General features: G+C 42.9%; 6 protein-coding genes. All 6 read left to right on the forward strand.

All coding sequences use genetic code 11. The annotated features are described in order from the left end of the window. Nucleotides 1–36 precede the first annotated feature (36 nt). On the forward strand, nt 37–3,294 hold the full coding sequence (locus BMY50_RS00295; RefSeq protein ID WP_093316387.1) for a SusC/RagA family TonB-linked outer membrane protein: 3,258 nt from the start codon (nt 37–39) through the stop codon (nt 3,292–3,294). Between the two features lie 20 nt (nt 3,295–3,314). Beyond that, nucleotides 3,315–5,048 carry a RagB/SusD family nutrient uptake outer membrane protein gene (locus BMY50_RS00300; RefSeq protein WP_093316390.1) on the forward strand — a complete coding sequence of 578 codons (1,734 nt, stop codon included), beginning with the start codon at nt 3,315–3,317 and terminating at the stop codon, nt 5,046–5,048. Between the two features lie 167 nt (nt 5,049–5,215). Next, nucleotides 5,216–6,361 (forward strand): glycoside hydrolase family 88 protein, encoded by a 1,146-nt coding sequence (locus BMY50_RS00305; RefSeq protein WP_238383626.1) that lies wholly within the window; start codon nt 5,216–5,218, stop codon nt 6,359–6,361. 72 nt (nt 6,362–6,433) lie between these two features. Beyond that, nucleotides 6,434–8,437 carry a glycoside hydrolase family 97 protein gene (locus BMY50_RS00310; protein ID WP_093316395.1) on the forward strand — a complete coding sequence of 668 codons (2,004 nt, stop codon included), beginning with the start codon at nt 6,434–6,436 and terminating at the stop codon, nt 8,435–8,437. Beyond that, entirely contained in the window at nt 8,434–9,882 is a 1,449-nt protein-coding gene (locus tag BMY50_RS00315) for a glycosyl hydrolase family 28 protein (protein WP_139202154.1), read from the forward strand. The genes BMY50_RS00310 and BMY50_RS00315 overlap by 4 nt, the downstream gene beginning before the upstream one ends. Before the next feature lie 39 nt (nt 9,883–9,921). After that, nucleotides 9,922–11,856 carry a glycoside hydrolase family 127 protein gene (locus tag BMY50_RS00320; RefSeq protein WP_093316399.1) on the forward strand — a complete coding sequence of 645 codons (1,935 nt, stop codon included), beginning with the start codon at nt 9,922–9,924 and terminating at the stop codon, nt 11,854–11,856. Nucleotides 11,857–11,891 lie beyond the last annotated feature (35 nt).

The raw sequence follows: 11,891 nt of genomic DNA on the forward strand, positions 1-11,891 counted from the left end.
AGGTTCTGTCAAACAATCTAACCAATAAATGAACAAATGAACTATTTAACTGAATCTTGGAAAAAGAGCATAACCATAACCGTGCTCTTATTAACAATGACCTATCTGGTCTCGTATGCGCAAGGCACCCTAACAGGAAAGGTAGTAGACGCTACTACGCAAGAGCCTCTTCCAGGTGTATCTGTCAAAATTAAAGGTACCTCGCGTGGCACCGTTACAGATGCAATGGGGGTCTTTGGTTTAAAGGCAGAACCTGGGGCGGTACTGCAGATTTCTTACACAGGTTACGTTTCTACGGAGGTGACTGCCAAGGCAGGGGAACCTTTAACGATTAGGCTTCAAGTAGATCAACAGGCTTTAGACGAAGTGGTAGTGGTAGGATATGGTACCCAAAAGCGCACCACACTAACAGGAGCGGTAGGAACGGTAAATAAAGAAACCTTTCAAGACCGCGGCCCAATTGCAAATCCCTTGGCCGCATTGCAGGGGCAGGTTGCAGGGGTAACCGTTACACGCAGTTCTGCACAGCCCGGCCGTGAGAGTTGGAATTTCCAAATGCGTGGAGCTTCCTCGGTAAACGGTACAGAGGCGCTTGTCATTATTGATGGTGTACCAGTTCCGGGTGTAAGCGCACTAAATTCGCTCAATCCAAATGATATTGAAAATATTTCCTTTCTGAAAGACGCAGCAGCGGCCTCTATTTATGGTGCGCGGGCAGCAGGTGGCGTCGTATTGATCACTACCAAACGAGCAATCGATGGGAAACCTACCATCAATTACAATGGATCCTTATCGCTGAAACGTGTTGGTTTATTGCCACACCTAGTAGATGTAAATGGCTGGGGGCCCATGATTGAAGAGGCACGTTTGTCTGATGGCTTCGGTGCTGAAGATTTGTGGATCAATTTAGCGCGAGCATCAATTTATGCAAAGCAAAATAATTTGAATTATTTAACGAGACAACAGTATTTAGATCAAGGATTTACAGGTTTTACGGATGTGCGCGATTTTATGTTTTTTGACGGAACCATGCAGGATATCCTATGGGGTGATGCTACCAGTCACGAACACCAATTGAGTATAAGCGGTAAAGGAGAGAAGACAGGATACCGCATATCTTTGGGATACTTAAATGATGGAAGTTTACTGCAATATGGAGATAATAGTAATAAACGTTATAATCTACGTTTATCACATGATTATCAGATCACAGATAAATTTAAGCTGCAAAGTAACGTATCACTGGAACGAAATGACATTGTGCAGCCGAGCGGTTTAGGAGGTTTATTGAACAATGGAATCCAGCCGGGTATGCCCACCGCTACCATTAACGGGAAACCATATATTTGGGGCTCTGGCATAGGTAATGTGGCGGTTAATAATATTGCGCAGTTTGGCGGTGAAAATAAGGAATTTCATACGCGGATCAATACCAATTTCAATCTATCCTATCAATTTAATGAACACTTCAGTGCAAACGCTGCTGTAGGCTACTATTTGTACAATCGAGATAACCGTGTGCAAGAAAATTTAGTAGGGTACTACGATTACCTGGAAACGGCACCCCCCATCTATCTTACCTCTACCGGTGCGAATCAAAACTTTTATCAAAGAGGCGCACGCCGCGAAAATTATTACACAGGAAATGTTTATTTGCAATACCAAAGGGTATTCGATGCCCATCATGATTTTAAAGTGATGGCGGGAGCGCAATATGAAAGGAATGATTTCAATCGCTTTTTAGGAAGAACATTGGATCTGCTCGACGGTGTTCCTCCTTCTTTAAGTAACAGCTTTGGTGATCCTACTACAAAGTCGGTAGGAGAAACACAAGGGCATAATGCATTGGCTGGATATTTCGGCAGACTGAATTACAGTTATAAAGGACGTTATTTGCTGGAAGTCAATGGCCGATACGATGGTTCTTCCCGTTTTAGGGCACAAGATCGATGGAAATTATTCGGGGGCATATCGGGCGGATGGCGTTTGAAAGAAGAGGCTTTTTTGAAAGATGTTGGCTTTTTGAGCGATCTGAAACTTCGTGCATCCTGGGGTACAGTAGGTAACCAAAGTGGTATTGGCTTGTATGATTATTATGAGTATTTGCGATTAGATTATTCCACTGGCCCTGCTTCGGGTGGTTTCCCCATCCTAGGAAACAGTCCCGTAGTACGCGTATCGCCGCAAAATTTGGTAGCCTTTGACCGAACATGGGAAGAGTTGCAAACAACGAATGTGGGGCTCGACTTTGCTTTTGCCGATAATCGATTGGTGGGTAGTGCTGACTATTTTGTAAAGCGGAATAAAAACATGCTCTTGGCACGTACCTTTCCAGCTGTTCTTGGTGCAACAGCCCCACAGGGGAACAATGGCGAGCTGAAAACGACAGGTTGGGAGCTGAGCCTTAACTGGCGAGACAAAATAGGAGAAGTGAACTATCATATCGGTGGCAATGTTTCCGATGCAAAGAATGAGCTTGTCAATTTTGGTGGACAAACACTTATTCAATCAAGCAATCAGGGTTTTAACAGTGCCGTAGAAGGTTACCCGATCAATTCTTATTTTGGTTTAGTGTACGATGGCCGTATTCAAACGCAAGAACAACTGGACACTTATATTGCGGCATACAAAAGTGGTTCGAATGTCCTTCCTCAGGGTACGGGCAGAAATAACGGCTTGCAGCTGGGCGATAATATGTTTAAGGATGTGAATGGTGATGGTAAAATCACCTTTCCCGACGATGCGGTATTCCTAGGTACCGATGATCCCCGTTATTCTTTCGCTGTCAACGGTGGGTTCGACTGGAGAGGCTTTGATTTGAGTTTTATTTTTCAGGGGGTGGGTAAAAGAACCATTCTCAGAACAGGTAACTGGCGTATTCCAGGAGCTGTGGTGTATCAGGCACAGAATGAGGCTTTTTATAATAAATGGTGGACACCAGAGCGCACAGACGCCGAATATCCCCGTATATCGACAACCGGAAATATTAATAACTACAACTATTTTCCGTCCGATTTTGTGCGTGAGAATGGAGCGTATCTTCGATTGAAAAATCTTGTGGTTGGTTATACGATCCCACAAATGATAACGAGAAAGATAGGTGTTGAACGCCTACGCGTGTATTTTTCAGGAAACGATCTTTGGGAAATCAGCAAAATACGTGACGGATGGGATCCAGAGGCACCGCGAACGGTTAATACAGAAGGTGATAGCGATAACAACAATGTACATACGGTTAGTCAACGTTTCCCTTTCTACCGTTTCTATACTTTCGGAGTTAACTTAACGCTTTAATCTATCATAAGAAATCTATTATGAACACGCTATATAAAAATATTATATGCTACTCCTGGCTTCTAGCAGGACTGGCATTCACAGGATGTAATAAAATGCTCGATCTGAAACCCATCAATGAAATATCAGATGCGGACTATTGGAAGACGGCCGATCAGTTTGAATTGGCCGCGAACGAATTTTATACGTATTTAAGAACGTTTAACCAGATCGGTGTGGTGGACGCGCCGCATGCAGAAATCAGGGGCGACTTGGTCGCGGCGAATGATAGAAACCCTTATAGCAACGGTACAAATACGAACACAAACAGCGATAATAACTATTCGGATGCATTTAAACGTATCCGGGCGATCAATTATTTTTTGGATAAAGCAACTAATTATATAACGCCGGATGAAATTGCTGTGTATGTTGCAGAGGCTAAGTTTTTTAGGGCCTACGTGTATTTCGATCTGTTACAAATGTATGGCGAAGTACAATTGTTTGATAAGCCGCTAACGATTGATTCGCCCGAACTTCAGGGAGCGCAGAATAGCCGGGCTGAGGTAGTTGATTTCATTATCCGCGATCTCGAGGAAGCTATTCCAGCGCTTCCTTTTGAAAACGCAATAAGTACCAGCAGTAAAGGTCGTGTAAGTAAAGCTGCCGCGCAGGCTTTCTTAGGTAGAGTGGCGTTATATGAGGGCTCCTGGCAGAAATTCAGGAACGGTGATGCTACTCGATATTATAGCCTGTTTGATAAGGCTATTGAAAACAGTAATGCCGTGATCGAATCAGGGCATTATCAATTATTTGCACCAGCAGCACTGGGTGATTCTGCGCAAAAATATTTATTTATATTAGAAAACGAACAGTCGAATCCAGCTAGCCTCGGCAAGTCGGCTAATCAGGAGTATATTTTAGCTAACCGGTACGATTCGGAGCTTCGGCAAATTCGATACAATGTGACACATACCTACCTAGGATTACAGGTTACCAAGAAATTTGCCGACATGTTTTTAACGGCAGGTGGATTACCAATAGATCAACCTGGATCTAATTTTGGCGGCTACAATACCACCCGATCTGAATATGCAAATCGCGACACACGTATGCGTTATATGATGATGATTGATGGGAATTATTATTGGGACAATGAGGCTCCATCAAGCAGGGCTAACTGGTTAAGTGACGCGGTTGACTTAGCTAATTCCAGAGGCCGGCATAACGGAGCAATGGGGACGGGTTATGCCAGTCAGAAATGGGCAACGGAACGAAGAGTGGATGACAATGCGGAAGGTTACGATTATCCGGTAATCCGCTACGCCGAAGTCTTGTTGAATTATGCCGAGGCAGTTTATGAAAGAAACGAAGCCATCTCCGATGCTGATCTAGACAAAAGTTTGAATTTAGTAAGACAAAGAGTAAATATGGGTATGCCCAAATTAAGCAATGCTTTCGTTTCCGCTAATGGCTTGGATTTACGTAGCGAACTTAGGAGAGAGCGTACGATCGAATTGTTTATGGAAGGCTTTCGAGTAGACGACCTAAAGCGTTGGAAAACAGCGGAAGTGGAGTTGCCGAAACCATTGCAGGGAATTACATGGACGGGAACGGAATGGGAAACAAAATATCCTGCCATTTCTGATAGAATCCAAAATGGTGTGTTTATGCTGGAAACGGCAAGGCAATGGAATGAAAAGAACTACCTGCTTCCCATTCCGAACCAGGAGATTCAGTTGAACCCCAACTTGAAACAGAATCCGGGATGGTAAGAATCTATAAGACGACGTTTTGGATAAAAAGTCGATAAAAATTTGATTAATAATTGGTTTTAATTTTAGTGATATTGTACCCCTCCTGCGCAGGAAGGGGCAATGTTTTAAATTTTATGGAAATGCGAATTTTATGCTGTTACTTAGTTTTTTTTAGTCTGAACCTTATGGCCTGCCATCAAAAGGAAGCAGTTTATGATCCGCAGAAAGATATTGAATATTGTATCGCGCAGGCGAAAAAGACACTGATGAGTCTACCGATCGATACGCCTAATATTCCTCGAAATATTACGGATGCAAGTGGTAAATGGAAACTGGTAAATTATAAAGACTGGACAAGCGGTTTTTGGCCCGGTATCCTTTGGTATGCCTATCAGGCAAGTGGAGATGACTCTCTTAAGTATGCAGCAGATCGCTGTTCACGTGAGCTGATCCCTTTGTCGCAAGAGCCCGCTATCGATCATGACCTGGGGTTCCAGGTATTTAGTAGCTTTGGTAATGGTTATCGTTTAACAAAGGATACCAGTTATAAACAGATTATATTGGCTAGCGCAGATACTTTGGCGACTTTATTTAACCCACATGTAGGTACCATCTTATCTTGGCCGCGAGCGGTACCGAACATGGAATGGCCGCAGCATAATACCATTATCGATAATATGATCAATTTGGAGCTCTTATTTTGGGCGTCCAAGAACGGAGGAGACAGCAGGTTATATGATATAGCGGTAAGCCATGCTGAGAAAACGATGAAAAATCATTTTCGTCCAGATTATACAGCTTATCATGCAGTGGTTTACGACCGGGAAACGGGCGAAAAGATAAAGGGTATCACCCATCAGGGCTATTCGGATGGTTCGATGTGGGCGCGTGGGCAAGCTTGGGCGATATATGGTTATACCATGTGTTACCGGGAAACAGGCAAGCAGGAGTTTCTAGATTTCGCCGAAAAGGTTGCGAAGGTCTATCTGGACCGCCTGCCGGATGATTTAGTTCCCTATTGGGATTTTGATGACCCGGCTGTGCCAAATGCGCCACGAGATGCTTCGGCTGCTGCAGTTACAGCATCGGCATTGTTGGAGCTTTCCGGTTTGGTAAATAATCAGGGAAAAGCAGCTTTTTATTACAGAAAAGCTGCCGACATGCTGGCCTCTCTGTCGACGAGCTATCAAAGTGGTGAAGCAAATACAGCATTTCTCAAGCATGTAACAGGGCATAAGCCGAATAATAGCGAAGTAGATGCCTCGATTAATTATGCGGATTATTATTATTTAGAAGCCTTATTGCGATTGAAAAACAGTACGGTAGAATAGCCTTAATCGCAGTGATTTTGAAATGGATAAAAGAATCATTTAGAAAATAACATATTAAATATCGGATTATATATGTCAAGTAAAGGGCAAATTTTTCTCTTTTTAGCGATTTGGCTCCATACCGTATGTGCTTTTGCCGGTCAAAATACGATTATCAAAGAATGGACAGTGCAATCGCCCGACCAGCGTTATGAGATGAAGATCTATCAAAAACAACTAACGAATGGTAAAAAACAGTTGTACTATTCACTTAACTATCGGAATAAGCCCGTAGTGGAAGAGTCTGAATTAGGGATCTTGATAGAAAACCAACTGTTTGAGTCGGCCTTAGGTATTGAAAATGACACGAGCACCTTATGGTGTGAAAATCTCGATTTCAAAGAGGAACAAGTTAATCAGATACAGGCAGAATGGAAACCGCTTTATGGTGAACGTAGCAATATTAGAGATCACTATAATGAACTGATCTTGCGTTTTGTCAAATTTGGTGCCGGGGAGGAGCATACAGAAGGACAGCATGGTACCGCTTACGATAAACGTAGGAGTTATGAGATGGATTTGGTTGTTAGGGCATACGATGAAGGGGTAGCGTTCAAGTATTTCTTTCCTGAAAGCGCGAACGGACTGTTTTTGCATATTACGGGAGAACAGACTTCTTTTTCTTTTGCAGAAGGTACGAAGGCCTACTATGAACGCTGGGCACAGGGGCCATATGCCCTGAAACCATTGGCAGCATGGGAAGATGAAAGTGAACGACCGCTGACGCTGGAATTGAAGAATGGTCTTTATGTCGCGCTGCTGGAAGCTCAAATGGTAGACTATGCCCGCACGAGATTTAAGTTGACTAATGTAAATACATTGCGTGCGTCTTTATATGGCAATGTAGACGCCGTCAGTCCTTTTTCAAGTTCTTGGCGGGTCATTATGGCGGCGGAAGAACCAGGTGAATTGATTGAGAATAATGATATAGTATTGAATTTAAACAACCCAAATGCGATTAAGAATACAGCTTGGATCAAGCCTGGTAAAGTCATTCGTTCAGGCTTGTCGACAGCAGAAGCAAAGGCCTGCATTGACTTTGCAGCTACCCACCATCTACAATATGTACACCTGGATGCGGGCTGGTACGGACCGGAGATGAAGGTGTCTTCCAAAGCCAATCGAGTGGCAGAAAATAGGGATATCGATATGCAGCAATTGATCAGCTACGCAGCACAGAACAGTATTGGCATTTTTGTATATGTCAACCAACGGGCATTGCTTGAAAACCTGGATGAACTGTTTGGATTGTACCAGAAATGGGGAATAAAGGGAGTCAAATTTGGCTTTGTGCAAATTGGGTCCAATCGTTGGTCAGATTGGTTACATAAAGCAGTGAAGAAGGCCGCAGAGTATCAATTGCTCGTGGATATTCACGATGAATACCGGCCTACAGGATTTAGTCGGACTTACCCCAACCTACTAACACAGGAAGGTATTCGGGGCAACGAGGAAATGCCAGATGCGACACACAATACCATCCTGCCCTATACGCGTTTCTTGGCAGGAGCAGGAGATTATACGATCTGTTATTACAATAACCGTATCAAAACCACCCATGCACATCAACTGGCTTTATCGGTGGTGTATTACAGTCCGCTTCAATTCTTGTATTGGTATGATAATCCGTCGCATTATAATGGGGAACCAGAGATTGAATTTTTTGATAAAGTGAAGACAGTATGGGATGATACGCGGGTGTTACAAGGCCAGATCGGGCAGTATATAGTGACGGCCCGTCGTAGTGGGGAGGAATGGTTTGTTGGCGCTATTACTAATAATGATAGTCGCAAAATAGATTTGGGTTTGAACTTTTTGGAAAAAGACAAGCAATATGTCTTGAGCAGTTATACAGACGATGATGAGGTGAATACGAAAACCAAGGTAGCGGTGAATCGCTTTTTGGTAGACTCCACTACACCTGTACAGCTCTTGTTGAAAGCCAGTGGTGGTGCCGCATTTCATATCAGGCTTGCTCAAAATGCCGATAAGAAAAATTATAAATCGTTAATAAAAAAGGCAATTAAATTAAGATGAAATTTAAATATAGGGTTCGGCAATTATTCTTTGCACTGTTTTGCTTGCTAACAACTATTGCAGTAGAAGCAAGTGATCATGCAAAGAAACTAGTTGTATATAAAGCTCCATCAGGCGCATTGCTGAACAACGATTATACCGTCTCCGTTCGTCAGGTGAACGATAAAAAATGGAAAGCAGTGCCTACGCATTTGATCAAAGTAGATGAAGTACGTGAAGCCGAGCATAAGGTCGAAAATTCTTCCATGGCTTATTTTGATTTCGCTGGGGAAGTAGAAGTATCGGTTACCTTTAACAAAGAATCAATTGATAAAGCACGGGTAAGACCTTTGTCGTATGGAATTGAATCAACTGTAGAGGGTAACACCTTGACTTTTCGACTGGATAGACCACGGAATCTCTCGATTGAAGTGAATGGTGATATTTTCCACAACCTCTTGCTGTTTGCGAATCCACTTGTGGAAAACATACCCGATCGAAAGGATCCTAATGTTATTTTCTTTGATGCGGGCATCCATGAATTTCCTGGTAAAGTATTTAAAGTACCCAGCAATAAAACGGTATACATTGCTGGCGACGCGATTCTGAGAGGGCAACTACTGATCGATAATGTGGAGAATGTAAGCGTCATCGGGCGCGGAATGGTGGAACACACGGTGAAGATGGGCGTCCATATTTCGAATGCAAAGAATATTCTAGTGGAAGGAATATTTACAACGCAATGTGCCACAGGAGGATCTGATAACGTGATCATTCGCAATGTGAAAAGCGTGAGCTATTATGGCTGGGGAGATGGTATGAATGTCTTTGCTAGCAGCAATGTGCTGTTTGATGGAGTGTTTTGCCGAAATTCTGACGATTGTACAACAGTATACGCAACACGGAAGGGATTTGAAGGAGGATGCAAAAATATTCGTATGGAAAATTCCACGCTCTGGGCCGATGTGGCGCATCCTATCTTTATCGGGATACACGGAAATGCGGAAAAGCCAGATATTATTGAAGATGTTTTTTATAAAAATATCGATATTCTCGATCATAAGGAAGCTCAATTGGACTACCAAGGTTGCTTGGCTATTAATGCGGGCGACAATAACCTGATCCGTAACGTGCACTTCGAGAATATCCGTATAGAAGATTTTAGGCAGGGTCAATTGGTGAATTTACGCATATTTTTTAATGAAAAATATTGCAAAGCGCCGGGCATGGGTATTGAAAATATTATCTTTAAAGATGTCAGCTATAATGGAAGCGGTGAGGAGCTTTCCATGATCTCAGGTTATGATAGTGAGCGGAAAATAAAGAATGTGGTTTTCCAAAACCTACGTATAAATGGTGAGCTAATAAGCGATGATATGCCTGATAAACCGAAATGGTATAAAACGGGCGATATGGCGCGAATCTTTGTCGGTGAACATGTAGAAGGTGTAACCTTCATCCGCTGATATAAATAAGAAGAATGACAGCATGATGGAATATAACGGATGAAAAAAAGAATTTTAATAGGATGTTCCTTGTTTTGGAGCATAGGTCTCTGGGCGCAGTCGCTCTATCCCGGCCAACATCAAGGGAAAACGATTTTGCCTATCCAAGCGGATATAAAAGCCTATAGTTTCGACGTCAAAGATGTACGATTGAAAAAATCGGTATTCCGGGATAATATGGAAAGATCATCACAATGGATATTGAACCTAGAGGCGGCACGGCTATTACAGAGTTTCCGTAATACAGCAGGCGTTTTTTCCAGTAGAGAAGGCGGTTATATGACGGTGATGAAACTCGGTGGATGGGAGTCGTTGGATTGTGATTTACGTGGGCACACAACAGGACACATATTATCGGCACTCTCATATTTGTATGCAGCGACGGGCGACCAACGCTATAAGCTGAAAGGTGATAGTTTGGTTGCCGGATTGGCCGAGGTACAGCAAGGGCTTGCGGAGATCGGACAAAAAGGATATATCAGTGCGTTTTCGGAAAATTTGATTAATAGAAACATCGCGGGACAACCTGTTTGGGCACCCTGGTACACCCTGCATAAGATTTATGCTGGTTTGATCGATCAATACCTCTATGCGGGAAATGAACAGGCTTTGGGGGTAATGAAATATGCCGCGTCATGGGCTTACCAAAAAATCATGCCTTTAAGCGAAGAGCAACGTACGTTGATGCTGCGAAATGAGTTTGGCGGAGTGAACGAAGCTTTCTATAATTTGTACGCCATTACCGGAAATGAAGAACATAAGAAACTGGCAACATTCTTTTACCATAACGATGTGATCGATCCGCTGGTCGATCAAAAAGCCGACTTATATGCGAAGCATGCAAATACGTTTATTCCCAAAGTAATCGGGGAAGCGCGTAACTATGAGCTTAATAATATCCCGCGGGCGCGAAATATCGCGCAGTTCTTCTGGCAAACGGTAATAGATCATCAAAGCTATTGCACCGGCGGAAATAGCCATAAGGAAAAATTTATCCATGATGATAAATTATCGGAAAACTTAACGGGTTATACACAGGAAACCTGTAATACCAACAACATGCTGAAATTAACGCGGCACTTGTTTACCTGGGATGCGGATCCGAAATACGCGGATTTTTATGAACGCGCCTTATATAATCATATTTTAGGACAACAAGATCCAGCATCAGGTATGGTGGCTTATTTCTTGCCTTTGTTGCCTGGCGCACATAAAGTCTATAGCACGCCAGAGCACTCTTTTTGGTGTTGTGTAGGAACGGGCTTTGAGAACCATGCGAAATATGGTGAAGGAATTTACTACCATAAAGATGCAAATCTATTTGTGAATCTATTTATTCCCTCAACACTGAACTGGCAAGAAAAAGGGGTTACACTGAGCCAAGAAACCGCTTTTCCAGAAGAAGATAAAGTTCGTTTTGTGATTGATCACAGTAACGGTGAGCGTTGGGCTTTGCAGTTACGCTATCCGGCATGGTCGTCTAACGTGAAGGTCAGGGTCAATGGCAGGGCCGTTAAAGTAAAACAGGTTCCATCTTCCTATATCATGATTGATCGCATTTGGAAGACAGGTGATAAAATAGAAGTGGAATACCCGATGTCATTGCATCTCGCGGCGACAAATGATAATCCCGATCTAGCCGCTGTTATGTACGGACCGCTTGTATTAGCGGGAGCGATGGGAACGGAAGGTATGAAAGCTCCGGCTCCCTTTTCTGATCCGACGCAATACAATGATTACTATACCTATGATTACCATGTACCCCAAGGTCTGAAGACTTCTCTGCAAGTCGATCGCAAAAATCTAGCCGCCTCATTAAAGCAAGTGGAAGGAAAGTCGTTGACATTTAAGACTATAAAAGAACAAAATATAATACTGAAACCTATTCACCAAATTCATCATGAACGCTATGTGGTGTATTGGAATTTGAAATAAGCAGGATAGAAATGAGTTCAATAATTCGAGTGACT

The organism is Olivibacter domesticus (assembly GCF_900109575.1).
GTDB classification, from domain to species: domain Bacteria; phylum Bacteroidota; class Bacteroidia; order Sphingobacteriales; family Sphingobacteriaceae; genus Olivibacter; species Olivibacter domesticus.

Coding starts and splice junctions, on each gene's coding strand:
- BMY50_RS00295 (WP_093316387.1), top strand. CDS start 37: ATGAACTATTTAACTGAATCTTGGAAAAAGAGCATAACCATAACCGTG.
- BMY50_RS00300 (WP_093316390.1), top strand. CDS start 3,315: ATGAACACGCTATATAAAAATATTATATGCTACTCCTGGCTTCTAGCA.
- BMY50_RS00305 (WP_238383626.1), top strand. CDS start 5,216: ATGGCCTGCCATCAAAAGGAAGCAGTTTATGATCCGCAGAAAGATATT.
- BMY50_RS00310 (WP_093316395.1), top strand. CDS start 6,434: ATGTCAAGTAAAGGGCAAATTTTTCTCTTTTTAGCGATTTGGCTCCAT.
- BMY50_RS00315 (WP_139202154.1), top strand. CDS start 8,434: ATGAAATTTAAATATAGGGTTCGGCAATTATTCTTTGCACTGTTTTGC.
- BMY50_RS00320 (WP_093316399.1), top strand. CDS start 9,922: ATGAAAAAAAGAATTTTAATAGGATGTTCCTTGTTTTGGAGCATAGGT.